We start from the raw sequence: 15031 nt of genomic DNA on the forward strand, positions 1-15031 counted from the left end.
CGCTCTCATTTTCGCTGGCCGGACTGCCGGCCCATGGTGCACCACACTACGCCACCTTAAAAAAGCCGTCAACACTTCTAGACGTCTAAATGGCTTTGCTGTTGGATTGCCATTGAATTCCTTAAGGGTTAAAATCCGCGCTCACGGCCAAACGACTACAGGTGGAACATGGGTACAGAGTGGAACGGCGACTACGTCAGCCCCTATGCAGAGCACGGCAAGAAGAGCGAACAGGTCAAGAAGATAACCGTCTCGATCCCGCTCAAGGTGCTGAAGGTGTTGACCGATGAGCGCACCCGTCGCCAGGTGAACAACCTGCGTCATGCGACCAACAGCGAGCTGCTCTGCGAAGCCTTCCTGCACGCCTTCACCGGCCAGCCGCTGCCCTGTGACGACGACCTGCGCAAGGATCACCCGGACAGCGTCCCCGCCGAGGCCCGCGCCATCATGGAAGCCCTTGGCAAAGAGATCGAAGACTTCGACGCCGAGTAATGCGGCTGCCCATGGCAAACGATGCATCCCTTTCAATGACGCGGCCCGGTGCCGCGTCATGCTTATCTGCCGCCTCCCCCTTCAGCCTGCGTCACTACCAGAGCGACATGCAGAGCCACAGTCATGACCACGCCCAGCTGGTGATCCCCCTCGTCGGCCCCCTCGAGATCGAGGTGCAGGGCCTGGGGCGGCGGCTTGCGCCCGGCTTTGCCTGCATCATCGCCCCTGGCCTTCGCCACGACTACGCCGCCGACCCGGCGCACGTGTTTCTGGTGCAGGAGAGTCACTGGCTGCCGGCCGCCCTGGGGGACCACCCCTTCGTCGAGCTGGATGAGGCCCAGCGCCACTACCTCGCCTTCCTGCACCGCATGGTGGCCGAGGGGCGCCACGTGGCCGGCATGGATCAGGTGTGGCTCGGGCTGCTGACCGAGGGACGCGGCATGGGCCCCGCCGTCGCTCCCCGCATAGCCCCTCGTATCGCCAAGGTGCAGCGTCATATGGAAGCCCACCTCGCAGACCCCCTCACCAACGAGGAACTCGCCGCCATCGCCTGCCTCGGCCTGAGCCAGTTCAAACACGCCTTTCGCCAGCAGGTGGGCACGAGCGTCTCCCACTACCTCAGGATGCGGCGTATGGCGCTGGCCCGCACCCTGCTCGCTCGCACCCGGCTGCCCGTCGGCGAAGTGGCCAGCCGCTGCGGCTATCAGAACCAGGGAGCCTTTGCCGAGCGCTTCCTGGCCGAAACCGGACTGACCCCTTCCCTCTGGCGCCGGCAAAACGGCTGCCTGCCGTAATCGGTCGGCTCTTTGCCGAAGACAATCCCCGGGCATTCGAGGCATGCTGAGGCTCATGCAAGGTATGGGCAACGAGGAGCCAAGATGCAGACCATAAGCTGGCAGGATTTCGAGATGGTGGAGCTCAGGGTGGGCACCCTGGTGCGGGTCGAGCCCTTCCCCGAGGCGCGCCGCCCCGCCTACAAGGTGTGGGCGGATTTCGGCCCCGAGCTCGGGGTGCGCAAGAGCAGCGCCCAGATCACCGACCTCTATCGACCGGAGGATCTGGTGGGCCGCCAGATCGTCGCCGTGGTGAACTTTCCCCCCAAGCAGATAGGCCCCATCCAGTCGGAGTTTCTGCTGACCGGCTTCTATCGCCCGGATGGCGCCGTGGTGATCGTCATCCCCGAGCAGGCGGTGGAGAACGGCGCCAAGCTGGGGTGAGACGACGGCAAGGCAACCAGAAAGCAGAAGCAAGAGAGGCGACCCCCGGGGTCGCCTCTCTTGTTTGATGCTGACGGCCTGGCTTATTTCAGCAGGCTGAACAGCAGGGCCGAGACCGCCAGGGCACCGGTCAGCAGGATGAAACCGTTGACCCAACGGTGACGGAAGCGGGCCAGCGCCTCCACCTTGTAGATGGCCACCACCGGCATGATGAAGAGGATCATGGCGATGACGGGGCCGGAGAGGGTCTCCATCAACCCCAGAATGCCCGGGTTGATGATGGCGGCGCCCCAGATGGCGAAGAACATCAGGGCGATGCCGAGCTTGTCCGCCTTCGCCAGCGGCAGGCCGGTGGGCTTGGCGATCAGGCTTTTCAGGCTCTCGCGGGCACCGAGGAAGTGGCCGAGGAAGGAGGAGCTGATGGCGATGAAGGCGATGAGCGGCCCCAGGGTCACGATCACCGGGTTGTCGGTGATGTTGGCGAGATAGGAGAGCACGGAGACGTTCTGGGCCTTGGCCTCGGCCAACTGAGCCGGGGAGAGGCTCAGCACGCAGGAGAAGACGAAGAAGAGCACGAAGCCCACCAGCATGACGGTGGTGTTGCGCAGGATCAGGCCGCTCTTGGTTTCGGCCTGCTCCCCGTACTCCCGGCGCTGCACGTTGGCAAAGCCCGAGATGGCGGCGGCGTGGCTGAAGGCGAACACGGTGACCGGCAGCGCCAGCCAGACGGTGTTGAGGAAGCTGGTGCCTTCAAAGGCGGTCACTTCCGGCCACTGCCACTGGGGAATGAGGTAGCAGGAGAGGGCCAGCAGGATCGCCGCCAGCGGGTAGACCATGACGGCGAAGGCCCGCAGCATCGCCTTCTCGCCGGCCAGCATCACGGCGATCATGGCGAACACCAGCACGCCGGAGAGCATCACCCGATCCGGGGAGGCCAGACCGAGCTGATTGACCATGAAGCTCTCCACCGTGTTGGTCAGCCCGACACCGTAGATGAGCAGGATCGGGAAGATGGAGAGGAAATAGAGCGCCGAGATGAGGCGCCCGGCCATCTTGCCGAAGTGCTCCTCGGCCACCTCGGTGAAGTCGGCCTGGGGGCGCGACGACGAGAGCACGAAACGCGCCAGCCCGCGGTGGGCCAGGAAGGTCATGGGACCGGCCAGCACGGCGACGATGATGAGGGGCCAGATCCCCCCCAGACCCAGGTTGATGGGCAGGAACAGAATGCCGGCGCCGACGGCGGTGCCGAACAGGCTGATGACCCAGTGGGTGTCGTGGCGACGCCAGCCGGTGCTGGCCATGGTGGAGGGGGAACCGGACAGCTCCCGCGAGACGTCTGCAGATAAACTAATCGATAAATCACTTTTACGTAGTATTAAAATCTAAAAACATTGTGCTCCTTTAGCATTTAATTCTCAAAAGTGGAGGCTGGCAGATCTCACTGGCAAAGCCCTGTTCCACCAGTGAGATTGGGAGGAAATCTCACCCCGAATTATTCAATTAATCCTGATACAAACCAAAAGTTAGGAATATAAAACCAAAATTAAAACCCAAGCCGATTTTTTGTTTCGATGAAATGCATGTTTTCAGAATTAACTGAAAATTATGCCAGTGCAGACAGATTGAATGTGATGATCCACTGCCGTTATCGCCATCACTAGCGAATCTCCCTGAAATCTCCGTAACCAGCCAGTGGATCACACCAATGCAATCAGGCGACCCTGTGGTCGCCTGATTGCATTCTCTGCGAGCTGGTCGACCCGTCAGTGGGCCAGAATGCGACCCCAGGCGAGATCCGGGTCCCCCATCACGATGAAGTCCGGGTTCTCCAGCGACTCGGTCTCGTTGTAGCTCAGCGGTTGCAGCGCCAGGCTGAGGATGCGGCCCCCTGCCGCCTCCACGATGCATTGGGCGGCAGCGGTATCCCACTCCCCGGTGGGGCCCAGGCGCACGTAGCAATCCGCCACGCCTTCCGCCACCAGGCAGGACTTGAGGGAGCTGGAGCCGAGCGGGATCAGCTCGTAGTGGATGGCCGGGTTGAGACGACGGGTCAGGTTCTCCAGTTTCTGGCGACGGCTGATGGCCACCACCAGGGAGTCAGGCTGATCGTGTTCATGATGGATGGCGCTGATGGGGCGGCTCTCGCCGTTCGCCTCCTTGAAGGCGCCGTGACCACGCACCGCCCAGTAGAGCAGATCGGATTCGGGGGCGTAGATGACCCCGAGCACCGGGACATTGTCCCGCACCAGGGCGATCAGGGTGGCGAAGTCGCCGCTACCGGCGATGAACTCGCCGGTGCCATCGAGGGGATCCACCAGCCAGTACTGGCGCCAGTTGGCACGCTGGCTGAAGGGGATGTCGGCCGCCTCTTCGGTCAGCACGGGAACGTGGGGAGTGAGCGCCGCCAGCGCCTGTTTGAGGTAGGCATCGGCAGCAAGATCGGCACTGGTGACCGGGGTCGCATCCTCCTTCAACTGGCGTTCGAACTGACCGCCGCGATAGATCTCGTGAAGGATCCTGCCCGCCTCACGGGCGATCTCCTTGACCTCGGGTATCCAGGCCAACAACTCCTGCATGGTGCTTACCTCTGCCTCTGATTGCCAAACAGACCCTCTGCGGGCTAATTTCCCTGCTCCGCCAGCCATTTGCTGGCCAGCAGCAGGGCACTGATGCTGCGCGACTCGGTGAAGTCCGGTCGTGCCAGCAACTCGTCGATCCGGTTGAGGGGCCAGGGGATCACCTCGAGAGGCTCGGGCTCGTCACCGACCCGCTGCTCGGGGTAGAGATCCCGCGCCAGCAAGATGTCCATCCGGCTGGAGAAATACCCCGGCGCCAGCGACACCTGCTTGAGCAGGGTCAGGCTGCTCGCCCCGAAGCCCGCCTCCTCCATCAGCTCCCGGTTGCCCGCCTCGAAGGCATTTTCACCAGGGTCTATCAATCCCTTGGGGAAACCCAGCTCGTAGGAGTGGGTGCCCGCCGCGTACTCGCGCACCAGCAGCAGGGTGTGGGCATCGAACAGGGGCACCACCATGACGGCACCCCGATTGCCGCCGCGCATCCGCTCGTAGACCCGCTCCTCGCCGTTGGAGAATTTCAGGTGAAGGGACTCCACCTTGAACAGCCGGCTCTCGGCCACGATCTCGGCCTTGAGGATCTCCGGCTTGCTCTTGTCATGGGCCATGGTCTCGACACTGAGGTGGACGGGATTGCGCTTGTGGGGATCGCTCATCGGGGGCTGACTGCTCGTTAAAAAATCGTGTTTCAAGAGTAAACGACTCCCCTGCCGAACACCACGGGGCAAAGAGGGGAAAGATGTCTGAAAAATCCGTTATAATGCGCCCCGTTTTTCCCATCACCACAGACATCGCGAGGCCCCATGCCGACTCCCCTGCCCTGGCACCAGATTGATACCGTGTTGCTCGACATGGATGGCACCCTGATCGATCTCCATTTTGACAGCCATCTGTGGCAAACCCTGGTGCCGGCGCGCTACGCCGAGCGACTCGGCCTGCCGCTGGCCGAGGCGAAGGCGCAGATAGACACCCACTATCATGCGGTCAACGGCACGCTCGACTGGTACTGCGTGGATTACTGGACCCGGACGCTCGGGCTCGACATCCGCGCCCTCAAACAGGAGATCCTGGAGAAGATCCAGTGGCGCCCCAACGTCATTCCCTTCCTGGCCGCACTCAAGGCCGCCGGCAAGCAGGTGGTGCTCTTCACCAATGCCCATCCCGCCAGCCTGTCGGTGAAGGATGCACGCCTCGGCCTCGCCCAGCACCTCGATCTGATGGTGAGCACCCATGAGCTCGGGTGGTCGAAGGAGAGCCAGCACTGCTGGCAGGCGCTGGCCGAGCGGCTGGCCTTCGACCCGGCCCGCACCCTCTTCGTGGATGACAGCGAGCGGATCCTGGCTGCCTCGGCCGAGTTCGGCATCGCCCACCAGCTCGGCATCCGTCACCCCGACAGCCAGATGCCGCCGCTCACCTTCCAGCACTTCCCGGCGCTCGACGACTACGCCGACCTGCTCCCTCTCGGCGCCTGACACGCACAAGGCCCTCTTCACGAGGGCCTTGTCACATCAGCTCAGCAGCCTGCCGAGCGCATCCCGTTCATGAAAGCCCTCAGGCCGCATCGCGCGGGGCCAGCACCCCCATGCCGGCCAGGTAGTCGAGGGCGCTTGGGGTGAAGCCAACCTCCGTGAGGTGCGCCGCCGTGAAAGGGGCTGCATGCAGAGGCAGGCCGCGGCTCACCCGTTCCATCCAGTCCGGATTGCCAAGGGCCGCCGTGCCCACCGCCACCAGATCGGCGCCGCCGGCCAGAGCCCGCTCCGCCGAATCTGCGTCGCTAATCTTGCCCGCCACCATGAGCGGCACCCGCCCGGCCAACCCGATCCTTACCGCCTCCAGCAGGGCGCCGCCGTCGGGATCCCCCGCCACCGCCTTGAAGCTGTCCCCCATGGAGAAGTGCAGGTAGTCGATCCCCTCGTTCGCCAGCAGGCGCGCCACCGCCAGCTGATGGGCCAGTTCGATGCCCTGGATATGGGCATAGCTCTCGGGGGAGAGACGCACCCCGACCAGGAAGCCCCGGGGTAGACGGGCGCGAATGCCGCGCACTATCTCCACCAGGATCCGCGCCCGGTTGGCGAGGCTGCCCCCCCAGCGGTCGGTGCGCCGGTTGTGCAGGGGGTTGAGGAAGTTGCAGAGCAGGAAGTGGTGGGCTGCGTGCAGCTCGACCCCGTGCAGGCCGGCGCCATGGGCCCGCTCCGCAGCGCTCACAAAGGCATCAATGAGCGTCAGAATCTCCTCCTCGCTCAGCCCCTTGACCCCGAGGGGGTAACGCCCGCCCGGCGCCAGCGCGCACGGGCCGACCGGCACCCCGTCGTTCAGCTCGGGCAGAGCCCGCATCCCGCCGTGATGCAGTTGCACCACCGCCAGCGCCCCGGCCTGCCGCGCACTGTCGGCCAGGGCCGTGAAGGCCTGCTGCTGGGCGTCCGTCATCAGGGCAGGCTGCCCCGCCCAGCAGCGTCCGCCGGGCCGCACCTGGGTGGCGGCGGCGATGAGCAGGCCGAAGCCGCCACGGGCGCAGCGCGCCAGCCAGTTGAGCTCGGCCTGGCCGGGATCACCGCCTGCGCCGCTCATGTTGTGGGTCAAAGGGGCCAGCACGGCCCGGTTCTTGAGCCGCAATCCGGCTCGCTCGAAGTGGAAGCTGTCGCCCAGTGTCTTGTTCATCGTCCTCTCCCGGGATCGCAATGGCATGGCAGCCACTATAAACCCGGGCCAGAAGGATATAATCAGACGTACAAGCAAGACATTTATTCCCAGCAAGACATAATAGGCCACCCCTCATGAGTCACCACAAGCTCGACACCCTCTACCTGATGCGCCTGCTGGTCGCCATCGTCCGCTGTGGATCCTTCGCCGCGGCGGCGGCCCAGCTCGGCATCACCCCGAGCAAGGCGTCAAAAGATCTGCGCCACCTGGAGCAAAGCCTCGGCAGCGTGCTCCTGAGCCGCACCACCCGCCGGGTGCAACTGACCGACGCAGGAGAGCTCGCCTACCGCCAGGCCGACCAGATGATCGCCCTGCACGAGCAGTTGCTGGACGGGCTGCAGCGCCGCCGCTCGGCACTGTGCGGGGAGCTGCGCATCACGGCGCCGGATCTCTGGGGAGAAGTGGTGCTGACTCCGGTGCTGCTGCGCTTTCGCGCCGACCACCCGGAGGTGCGGATCATCGCCGACTTCAGCAATACCCCGGCCGACCTGCTGCGCGACAACCTGCACGTGGCGTTTCGCAGCACTGAGCTCGGCACCCAGCCCTACCTGGCGCGCCCCATCGCGGTGGACGATCTGGTGCTCTGCGCCAGCGCCGACTACCTCGACCTCCACCCGCCCCTCACCACACCGCAGGATCTGCACCAGCACAGCCTCATCACCCGCAGCCAGGAGTACGGCCGCCACGAGCGCTGGCCCCTGCTTGCCCAGGGGCGCGAGATCCCTCTCGAGGTAGCGGGCGAGCTGGCCTTCAGCAGCAAGAAGGCGATTCACCAGGGGATGCGCCAGGGACTGGGGATAGCCCGCCTGCCGCGCTACCTGGTGGCGGCCGAGCTGGCCGAGGGGGTGGTGCGCGAAGTGCTGCCGGACTATCGCCCCAAGGGGGCCCATTTCTACGCCCTCTATACCCAGCGCCGGGCCGAGTCGGCCCTGGTCGGCCACTTCCTCGACTACGTCATCGAGGCGCTCACCCCTTCATGAGCGGATCACCAGGTGGTACTGCTTCTTGCCCCGGCGCAGCAGCAGGTAGTGGCCGAACAACCGATCGTCGGCGGTGAGCGGCTCATCCCGGCGGATCGCACCGTTGACGCTGACGGCCCCCGCCGCCAGCAGCTCGCGGGCGATCCGCTTCGAGTTGGCCAGGCCGCACTCCACCAGCAGGGTCACCAGATCCGTTTCCCCCTTGATGGGGCTGCTTGGCATGCCATCTTGCGCCAGCTGGGCCAGATCGCTCTCCCCAAGGCGGGCTACCTCGCCACTGAATAACAATTCGCTGATGCGCTGCGCCGCCGCCAACGCCCCCTTGCCGTGTACCAGTTCGGTCAGCTCGTCCGCCAGCACCTGCTGGGCCAGCTTGCGCCCCTGCCGCTTCGCATCCTCCGCCTCCAGCGCCTCAATCTCGGCCAGCGGCATAAAGCTGTAGTAGCGCAGGAAGCGGTAGACATCCTCGTCTGCGGTGCCGAGCCAGAACTGGTAGAAGGCGTAAGGGGAGGTGAGCGCCGGGTCAAGCCAGATAGCGCCCCCCTCGGTCTTGCCGAACTTGGTGCCATCGGCCTTGGTGATGAGCGGCAGCGTCATGCCGTGGACCTGAGTCTGATGCAGCCGCCGTGTGAGATCCATGCCGCTGGTGATGTTGCCCCACTGGTCGTTGCCGCCGATCTGCAGGGTGCAGCCGAGGCGTTGGTTGAGCACGGCGAAGTCCTGGGATTGCAGTAGGGTGTAGGAGAACTCGGTGAACGAGATGCCCTGATCCGGACGGGCCAGGCGCTGGCGCACCGATTCGCGGGCCAGCATGGCGTTGACCGAGAAGTGCTTGCCAATGTCCCGCAGAAAATCGAGAGCGGACATCTGCCCCATCCAGTCGGCGTTGTTGACCAGCAGCGGCGCCGCCAGCCCGTCGCTCGCTGGCAGCAGGGCGCTTATCTGGGCCGACAGGCTGGCGACCCAGCCCTGCACCGTCTCGGCGCTGTTGAGGGTGCGCTCGCTTGCCTTGAAGCTGGGATCGCCGATAAGGCCGGTGGCCCCGCCCACCAGAGCCACCGGGGTGTGGCCCGCCAGCTGGAAGCGGCGCAGCATCAGCAGTGGCACCAGGTGGCCGATGTGCAGGCTGCCAGCGGTGGGATCGAAGCCGCAGTAGACGGTGCGCGGGGTGGCAAGATGGTCGGCCAGCGCCACCGGGTCGGAATTCTGGGCCACCAGGCCGCGCTGGGTCAGCTCATCGAGCAAGTGAGGATTTGTCATGGAGGGCTCCAACAGAAAGAGAAAGAGGGCCATCCTCGCCGTTTGCAGTGCTGGCAGATATGTCCCCCAGGGGACAGTTTTGCCACTCCCGTGCTAGCATCCTGCCATCGTGGGGAAGCCATTCCCTGACCCGGAGCCCATCGCCATGCCCCCGTCTCCTGCCACGGATACCCTGAGCCTGACCGCCGCCGTCGATGCCCTGCACGGCAGCGGCTTCCCGGCTGCCCTGGTGCGCCTCATCCAGCAACAGGTGGCATTCGACTGTGCCCTGCTGCTCGGGGTGGGGCTGCGCCCCGTCTACCTCTACGACAACCTGCATCATCAGCGGGCCCTATTGTTCGACCGCTACCTCACCCGCCACTTCAGTCAGGATCCCTTCATGCAGGCGCTGGAGCAGGGGCTGGGTGCCGGGGTCTGGACCCTGGCGCAGGTGTCGCGGGGGCGGCTCGACCCCGAGTATCGCCACCACTTCTATCAGGCCACCGGCTGGCAGGAGGAGGTGGGGCTGATCCTGCCGGTGCGCGGCGGCCTCACCCTGATGCTGTTTCTGGGCCGCCTCGACAAGCGCAGCTCCCTCAGCCGTGACGAGCTGGCCAGGCTGGAGGCACTGTTCCCGCTGGTGCACTCCCTGTGTCGCCAGCACTGGCGGGAAGAGACACCCCGCCTGGCTCGCAGCCCGGCCAGGTCAGATGGCACTGACCTCAAGGGGGCGGTGGAGCAGGCTATCGCCAGTGTGGGGGGAGATCAGCTAACCCGGCGGGAGCGCCAGGTGGCGGGTTTGCTGTTGCAGGGGCTGGATACCGAGGCCATTGCCGGTGCGCTCGGCATCGGCTGCGGCACGGTGAAGAATCACCGCAAGCATCTCTACGCCAAGTTGAACCTGCACTCCCGGGCCGAGCTGTTCAGCTTCTTCCTCAATCACCTCATCACGGCGCCAGCCGGCGCGCCCCCATAACGACACCACCCCGCCGGGGCGGGGTGGTTCAAACCATGGGCAACGCCGTCAGATGCGGCCCTGATAACGCAGCGGGAAGCGCCCCTGCCCATCGGGCTGGCCGAGGAAGGGGAGCCCCTGTTTCATCTGGTCCGGCAGCTCGGGACCCGGTTTCAGGGTGCCCTGGAACAGGTACTGGCGATTGGCCTGCAACTCCAGCTTGCCCAGCACCTGCACCGCCTCCGAGCCCTGCTTGATCTCGGCCACCAGCCGGGAGTCGAGACAGGTGAGCGTGATCTCGGGATCCCCCAGGGCCAGCTTGCCCGCCGGGGTGTCCGCCTGTGCGTCATACCAGTGAAGATCCCCGTAAAGGTTGTCGCACCAGGGATTGCCCTGGGCAAACTGGTCGATCTTGAGCTGCAACTGACCCACCGCCGTCAGCGGGAAGGGGGGTCTCATCGGCACCCGCTCCAGCACCCAGGGGGCCGGTGCATTCAGGGTGATGTCGCGCCCGAAAGCGGCACCGTTCCAACCCAGGATCCCCTGCCCGTTGAGTCCGCTGCGCTCGCCAAAGCGCACCGACACCTCGGGTGCCAGCCGCAGCAGGGACCAGCCATCGAGATCCCAGCGCAACTGGGTGAGGGACTCGCTGGCATATTGCACCCGGGCGGCCTGACCGCTCCAGAGGGTGCCGCTCACCCCCTCCAACCGCACCAGATTGGGGGGCAGCGGCAGATGGCGCACCACCAGGGATGCTGGCAACTGGGCCAGCAGGAAACCGAGATAGGCCAGCAGGAAGAGACTGGCGATCACTATTTTTCGCTTCATTGGGAACGACTCAACTGCAAACGTCTGACCTTGACCAGCCCGGGGGCCAGCCCCTCGCGGGCCAGCTCGATGATCTGCACCTGGACGCCGTATTGATCCGAGAGGGTCGCAAGCCAGATCAGCAGATCATCGAACGGCACTGTGTCTATCCATACCTGCAGCTCCTGACCCTGGGGCTGCAAGCGGGCAATCTTGATCTTCTGGTTGAAGGCGGTGCGGTTCACCACGCCGTCCAGGGTACCGCCGGTATCGATCTGGCGCCCCTGTCCCCCCTGCATCGCCAGCACCTCCTGTCCCTTCTCCTTGAGCCAGGCCAGGGTCTGCTGCTGGTTCACCACCTGCCGCTCGCGCTCGGCAATGCGATTTGCCACCGGCTGCCAGATCGCCCAGTAGAAGAGCCCGATGAGCAGTACGCTGCCCCCCACCGCCACCAGCCGCTGCTCGCGGGCACTGATGCCGCGCCACCAGCTCTGCAGTTTGTCCATCATGACGACCTCCCCTTGAGCACCAGCGCCCCTTCGACCTTGCCTTCGGTGCTTCGCACCTCACCCTGCTGCACCTCGAAGCGCTTGCCCGCCAGCTCGCGGAAACGTTCGATCTCGGTGAAGCCGGGGGCCGTCACCTGCAACCTCAGCTCGCCCCGGGCTGCATCGAAGCGCAGCACCTCGGGCTTGAGGCCGGGCACCTCGGCAAACACCGGGGCCAGCTCGCTCAGGAGCAACAGGACGCCATCCTGCGGAGCCTGTCCCAACTGCTGGAGGTGCTGGGTCATCTGGCTGCGCACGTTGACGATGCGCGTCTCCCCCGGGAAGATCCGGGTGTAGACCTGCCGGATCTCCGCCTTGAGGGCCTTGTCCTGTTCCGTCAGCTGGTGCAGATGCACACCGCGCTGCACCAGGGCCACCAGCAACAATACGCCTGCCAGCACCGCCACCTTGCGCCACTGCAACCAGTAGCGGGCGTATTCGGTCTGGGGACGATAGGGCCCCTGCAGCAGGTTGGCCTGGCAGGTCAGCGCCCCTTTCGCCAGCAACAGCATGGGCAGTTCCGGGTCAGCCCCCTGCCAGTTCCCCGCCGCCATGGCGGGGATGGGAGTATGGCAGTGAAGGGTGACGGGTTCGGTCTGCGCTGCCAGCAGCATGGCCAGCAGGGATTCCTCCGCCACTATGCCCTGACGGGGGCCCTGGCGGACCAGCCACTCCTCCCCCAGTTGCAGGGCTGACCAGCCATCGGCGGCAAGCGGCAGCGCCAGCACGTCGGGCAGCAGGTGCAGGGTCTTGAGCCCTGCCTGCTCCAGCCAGCCGAGCCAGGAGTGCATCTTCCCCTTGTCCACCGCCATCAGATCCACCTCTCGGCCCTGATGGCCGAGCACCACCAGGTGCAGATCGTCCACGTCTGAGGCGATCTGCTCCTCCAGCAGATAGGGCAGGGCCGCCGCACTCTGGCGGCTGTATTTGCCCGGCAGATTGACCCGCCGGAAGATAAGATCGCTGCCGGGCACCAGGGTCACCACGGGGCGACCACCGGCACGCTCCTGCAGCTCGCCGAGGGCGTGCGCCGAGGCCAGGATGCCGGAGGCGATGATCTCCTGCTCCTGCGCCGACCAGACCAGCCAGTGCACTGGCTGCTGCGCATTGGTCCCCAGACGGATGACCAGACTCTCGCTCACTAATGTCTCTCCTGCCATGCCCGATCCTCCCTCAGGGGGGCGGGCGCACAGCCATGGGTTGCAGTCCAATCGGGGGATGCGCAGGGCAGCTGAAACCGCCCCACGCCCCCTTGTTATTCGGCGCCGCCGCTCAGGCGACGCAGCATCACCAGCTTGTTGTCCTTGCCACGCTGGAAGACGGTCTCAAGCCTGGCGTGGGTCTCCCCCACCTCCGCCAGCAGGCGGGCCTCGAAGAAGCTGCTCTTGATGTCCAGGGCGCCATCCAGCCCGGTGATGGCACCCGGCTGAACCTGCAACTGCTCCGTCATCTCCTGCTTGTTCTTCCACCCCTTCTTGGGGCGGCTGGTCAGCACCCGCTTGGCATCGTCCAGCCCGATCTTCCCCTGGTAGAGCCCCACCAGCAGGGCCGCCTGTTCCGGCCGGATGGTGTTGATGTTCACCACCAGCTTGTCATTGGGCAGGGAGCACACATAGGGGGCCAACCTGGCGTACAGGCTGGCGCTCACCCCGCGCACTGCCCGCAATTCGTCGGTGCCCAGCATCCGCTGGTTAGCCACCAGGTAGGGAGGATTGAGTCCCTCGTAGTAGGCATCCTCGGCCCCGTTGCTCGAGACCAACTGGGTATCCTTGTCGGTCCAGTCGCGGATGGCGTCCGTCAGCTGCACCGCTTCGTAATCATCCACCTCGAGCTGGGCGAGCAGGGCCCGGAACACCTTGAACTGGTAAGGCTGGGCATCGAGATCGTCGCCGTTCTCCCCCTCCTTGAGGGGCACGCTCAGGCTGTTGAGGTTGAAGCAGGATTGCAGATCCCGCACCCGGCCCGAGAGAGTGCCATCCTCCACCGGGAAGACCCCGTCCTCCCGCGCCCAGTTCTGTCCCAGACTCACCCGATCCGGGTCGTCCTTGAAGTCCTGGTTCAGCACCTTGATCACCAGGGCCTCCGCCGACATGGCATACCACCAGGCCTGCTTGCCCAGGGTGAGGTTGGCGGTGCGGCGCAGCTCCAGTTGCAGGCGGCCACTCATGTTGCTGGCGACGATCACCATCACCGCGAGGATGAGCAACACCACCAGCAAGGCCATGCCCCGCTGTCTGCCGGGGGCCAAAGGAGGGCTGGGGCGCTTAATTGCCATTGTCCGCCCTCTGACCACCAGCGCCGATCAGGAACTGGCGACGTCGAATAGTGCCGTCATCCTCCGTGACGGACAGGGGAAAACGACGATCAGTTACCATTCTCAGCCCTCTGGCCACCAGCACCGCTCAGGAACTGGCGACGTCGAATAGTGCCGTCATCCTCCGTGACGGACAGGGGAAAACGACGATCAGTTACCATTCTCTGCCCTCTGGCCACCGGCTCCGATCAGGAACTGGCGACGGATGGTGCCGTAGTCTTCAAGCTCCAGCTCCACCGCCAGCCCATAGGGCAGCAGGTCGCGCTGGGTCCACTCCTCCTTCCACTGTCCCTTGTCGTAGAAATAGAGGCGCAGCGCCGTCACGCCGGTCAGCACGGGCTGAATGCGCGGCTCGGTGCCAATGGCCGGATCCGGATAGAGGTAGCTCAACCGCTCCAGGGTCTGCCCCTTGAGACGCCAACCCACCCGTTGCAGGCCGGAGCGCGGCAGTATGCCGTCCGGATTGAGCCAGCCGCCGCGAATGAAGGCCATGCCCCAGTCGTCGCTCTGCTGGCCGAAGCGGGACGCCGCCAGCAGCACCTTGTTGTTTTCGCCGTCGATGCGACCGCTGCGCGGCACCATCTGGGTGACGTCCCGCTCCAGCAGGCTGAAGGCGAGCTGCAGTTCCGAGAGACGGGCCTCCTTGCGCTTGGCCACCTCGTCGCTGGTCAGCACCCCTTGCAGCACCTGATAGGCACCCAGGCTCAGGGTGGCGAAGATGGCGATGGCCACCAACATCTCAAGCAGGGTGAAGCCGCGGTGGCGCGATGGGCGGGGGTTGCTCTGGATCATCGGCTGACACCGGCTCCGGATCATGGACGCACGTTGATGAATGTTCATCGGCTGAGATAGGTCCGGATCATGGCCACCGGACTGTCGGCCTTGGGCGCGGTGCGCACTTCCATGTCCAGCGCCCTGAAGTTGCTGTCCGCCGTGGCGACGCCGCGATAGCGCCAGTACCAGGTCTGCCCGGCCATCTCCTCGTCCCCTTCCACCCAGCTGTCTCCCGGCCACTTGCCTTCGAGCTTCTGCTGCACCAGCTGATTCTCCACCACCCAGGTCGCCAGGGTCTTCTGCTCCAGATAATTGAGGCCGGCCAGGTGTTCGCTCGCTGTCTTCATCACCGCCAGCCCGGCGATGGCAAACACCGCCAAGGCCACCATGACCTCCAGCAGCGTCATGCCGCGCACCTGGGCGGGGCCGCCC

Annotated in this window: 17 protein-coding genes and 2 pseudogenes; 6 read left to right on the forward strand and 13 right to left on the reverse strand. The window is 65.2% G+C overall.

What is annotated here, in order from left to right; all coding sequences use genetic code 11:
• Positions 1-168: 168 nt before the first annotated feature.
• The 3 genes from metJ (at position 169) to C3F36_RS07045 (ending at position 1709) form a co-directional block, all read left to right on the forward strand.
• Entirely contained in the window at positions 169-492 is a 324-nt protein-coding gene (gene metJ, locus C3F36_RS07035; protein WP_005327165.1) for a met regulon transcriptional regulator MetJ, read from the forward strand.
• 35 nt (positions 493-527) lie between these two features.
• Positions 528-1286 (forward strand): AraC family transcriptional regulator, encoded by a 759-nt coding sequence (locus tag C3F36_RS07040; protein ID WP_104456013.1) that lies wholly within the window; start codon positions 528-530, stop codon positions 1284-1286.
• A gap of 84 nt (positions 1287-1370) precedes the next feature.
• The gene (locus C3F36_RS07045) at positions 1371-1709 is read left to right on the forward strand and encodes a tRNA-binding protein (RefSeq protein ID WP_052815523.1); all 339 of its coding nucleotides are present in this window, start codon (positions 1371-1373) and stop codon (positions 1707-1709) included.
• 83 nt (positions 1710-1792) lie between these two features.
• Here the strand turns inward: C3F36_RS07045 and C3F36_RS07050 are convergent, their stop codons facing one another.
• From C3F36_RS07050 to nudE, 3 genes are all read right to left on the reverse strand, one after another.
• Complete coding sequence (locus C3F36_RS07050; protein WP_029314815.1) at positions 1793-3061, reverse strand: aromatic amino acid transport family protein; 1269 nt, start codon at positions 3059-3061, stop codon at positions 1793-1795.
• A 411-nt stretch (positions 3062-3472) separates the two neighbouring features.
• A complete protein-coding gene (gene cysQ / locus C3F36_RS07055) occupies positions 3473-4285 on the reverse strand; it encodes a 3'(2'),5'-bisphosphate nucleotidase CysQ (RefSeq protein WP_010675709.1) in 813 nt (270 codons plus the stop codon).
• A 44-nt stretch (positions 4286-4329) separates the two neighbouring features.
• A complete protein-coding gene (gene nudE / locus C3F36_RS07060; RefSeq protein ID WP_039040577.1) occupies positions 4330-4938 on the reverse strand; it encodes an ADP compounds hydrolase NudE in 609 nt (202 codons plus the stop codon).
• Positions 4939-5085: 147 nt separating this feature from the next.
• Between nudE and yrfG the strand changes: the two genes are divergently transcribed.
• The gene (yrfG, locus tag C3F36_RS07065; protein ID WP_104454785.1) at positions 5086-5754 is read left to right on the forward strand and encodes a GMP/IMP nucleotidase; all 669 of its coding nucleotides are present in this window, start codon (positions 5086-5088) and stop codon (positions 5752-5754) included.
• A 79-nt stretch (positions 5755-5833) separates the two neighbouring features.
• On the opposite strand, the gene C3F36_RS07070 is transcribed toward yrfG, so the two are convergent.
• Positions 5834-6940 carry an NADH:flavin oxidoreductase gene (locus tag C3F36_RS07070; protein WP_104454786.1) on the reverse strand — a complete coding sequence of 369 codons (1107 nt, stop codon included), beginning with the start codon at positions 6938-6940 and terminating at the stop codon, positions 5834-5836.
• Between the two features lie 116 nt (positions 6941-7056).
• Between C3F36_RS07070 and C3F36_RS07075 the strand changes: the two genes are divergently transcribed.
• Positions 7057-7962: a LysR family transcriptional regulator gene (locus tag C3F36_RS07075; RefSeq protein ID WP_104454787.1), complete on the forward strand. Its 906-nt coding sequence runs from the start codon at positions 7057-7059 to the stop codon at positions 7960-7962.
• Here C3F36_RS07075 and tyrS read toward each other — a convergent pair.
• Positions 7957-9222, reverse strand: a complete 1266-nt coding sequence (tyrS, locus tag C3F36_RS07080; protein WP_042880159.1) for a tyrosine--tRNA ligase — start codon at positions 9220-9222, stop codon at positions 7957-7959. The genes C3F36_RS07075 and tyrS overlap by 6 nt on opposite strands.
• A gap of 145 nt (positions 9223-9367) precedes the next feature.
• Between tyrS and C3F36_RS07085 the strand changes: the two genes are divergently transcribed.
• Complete coding sequence (locus C3F36_RS07085) at positions 9368-10177, forward strand: helix-turn-helix transcriptional regulator (protein WP_104454788.1); 810 nt, start codon at positions 9368-9370, stop codon at positions 10175-10177.
• A gap of 48 nt (positions 10178-10225) precedes the next feature.
• Here the strand turns inward: C3F36_RS07085 and exeN are convergent, their stop codons facing one another.
• The 8 genes and pseudogenes from exeN to exeI all read right to left on the reverse strand — a co-directional run bounded on the left by exeN (position 10226) and on the right by exeI (position 15006).
• Positions 10226-10984 (reverse strand): GspN family type II secretion system protein ExeN, encoded by a 759-nt coding sequence (gene exeN / locus C3F36_RS07090; protein WP_104454789.1) that lies wholly within the window; start codon positions 10982-10984, stop codon positions 10226-10228.
• Positions 10981-11472 (reverse strand): GspM family type II secretion system protein ExeM, encoded by a 492-nt coding sequence (gene exeM, locus C3F36_RS07095; protein ID WP_010675717.1) that lies wholly within the window; start codon positions 11470-11472, stop codon positions 10981-10983. Before exeM ends, exeN begins: the two co-directional genes overlap by 4 nt.
• Positions 11469-12653, reverse strand: coding sequence for a GspL family type II secretion system protein ExeL (exeL, locus tag C3F36_RS07100; protein ID WP_104454790.1), 1185 nt, complete (start codon positions 12651-12653; stop codon positions 11469-11471). The genes exeM and exeL overlap by 4 nt, the downstream gene beginning before the upstream one ends.
• 113 nt (positions 12654-12766) lie before the next feature.
• Positions 12767-13786 carry a GspK family T2SS minor pseudopilin variant ExeK gene (gene exeK, locus C3F36_RS07105; protein ID WP_104454791.1) on the reverse strand — a complete coding sequence of 340 codons (1020 nt, stop codon included), beginning with the start codon at positions 13784-13786 and terminating at the stop codon, positions 12767-12769.
• Positions 13776-13850 (reverse strand): annotated as a pseudogene (locus C3F36_RS07110) (type II secretion system protein GspJ); the annotation flags it as partial. The gene exeK and the pseudogene C3F36_RS07110, both read right to left, overlap by 11 nt.
• 25 nt (positions 13851-13875) lie before the next feature.
• A pseudogene (locus C3F36_RS23780) lies at positions 13876-13950 on the reverse strand (type II secretion system protein GspJ); the annotation flags it as partial.
• A gap of 25 nt (positions 13951-13975) precedes the next feature.
• Entirely contained in the window at positions 13976-14617 is a 642-nt protein-coding gene (gene exeJ, locus C3F36_RS07115) for a GspJ family T2SS minor pseudopilin variant ExeJ (RefSeq protein WP_103858238.1), read from the reverse strand.
• 44 nt (positions 14618-14661) lie between these two features.
• Positions 14662-15006 (reverse strand): GspI family T2SS minor pseudopilin variant ExeI, encoded by a 345-nt coding sequence (exeI, locus tag C3F36_RS07120; RefSeq protein WP_010675721.1) that lies wholly within the window; start codon positions 15004-15006, stop codon positions 14662-14664.
• Between the last annotated feature and the right edge of the window lie 25 nt (positions 15007-15031).

Origin of the sequence: Aeromonas sp. ASNIH2, from assembly GCF_002934795.1 — a bacterium.
Classification (GTDB): domain Bacteria; phylum Pseudomonadota; class Gammaproteobacteria; order Enterobacterales; family Aeromonadaceae; genus Aeromonas; species Aeromonas caviae.

What these genes read in the sequence shown, in the direction of transcription:
- metJ (WP_005327165.1), top strand. Translation starts at nt 169, where the DNA reads ATGGGTACAGAGTGGAACGGCGACTACGTCAGCCCCTATGCAGAGCAC.
- C3F36_RS07040 (WP_104456013.1), top strand. Translation starts at nt 528, where the DNA reads ATGACGCGGCCCGGTGCCGCGTCATGCTTATCTGCCGCCTCCCCCTTC.
- C3F36_RS07045 (WP_052815523.1), top strand. Translation starts at nt 1,371, where the DNA reads ATGCAGACCATAAGCTGGCAGGATTTCGAGATGGTGGAGCTCAGGGTG.
- cysQ (WP_010675709.1), bottom strand. Translation starts at nt 4,285, where the DNA reads ATGCAGGAGTTGTTGGCCTGGATACCCGAGGTCAAGGAGATCGCCCGT.
- nudE (WP_039040577.1), bottom strand. Translation starts at nt 4,938, where the DNA reads ATGAGCGATCCCCACAAGCGCAATCCCGTCCACCTCAGTGTCGAGACC.
- yrfG (WP_104454785.1), top strand. Translation starts at nt 5,086, where the DNA reads ATGCCGACTCCCCTGCCCTGGCACCAGATTGATACCGTGTTGCTCGAC.
- C3F36_RS07070 (WP_104454786.1), bottom strand. Translation starts at nt 6,940, where the DNA reads ATGAACAAGACACTGGGCGACAGCTTCCACTTCGAGCGAGCCGGATTG.
- C3F36_RS07075 (WP_104454787.1), top strand. Translation starts at nt 7,057, where the DNA reads ATGAGTCACCACAAGCTCGACACCCTCTACCTGATGCGCCTGCTGGTC.
- tyrS (WP_042880159.1), bottom strand. Translation starts at nt 9,222, where the DNA reads ATGACAAATCCTCACTTGCTCGATGAGCTGACCCAGCGCGGCCTGGTG.
- C3F36_RS07085 (WP_104454788.1), top strand. Translation starts at nt 9,368, where the DNA reads ATGCCCCCGTCTCCTGCCACGGATACCCTGAGCCTGACCGCCGCCGTC.
- exeN (WP_104454789.1), bottom strand. Translation starts at nt 10,984, where the DNA reads ATGAAGCGAAAAATAGTGATCGCCAGTCTCTTCCTGCTGGCCTATCTC.
- exeM (WP_010675717.1), bottom strand. Translation starts at nt 11,472, where the DNA reads ATGATGGACAAACTGCAGAGCTGGTGGCGCGGCATCAGTGCCCGCGAG.
- exeK (WP_104454791.1), bottom strand. Translation starts at nt 13,786, where the DNA reads ATGGCAATTAAGCGCCCCAGCCCTCCTTTGGCCCCCGGCAGACAGCGG.
- exeJ (WP_103858238.1), bottom strand. Translation starts at nt 14,617, where the DNA reads ATGATCCAGAGCAACCCCCGCCCATCGCGCCACCGCGGCTTCACCCTG.
- exeI (WP_010675721.1), bottom strand. Translation starts at nt 15,006, where the DNA reads ATGACGCTGCTGGAGGTCATGGTGGCCTTGGCGGTGTTTGCCATCGCC.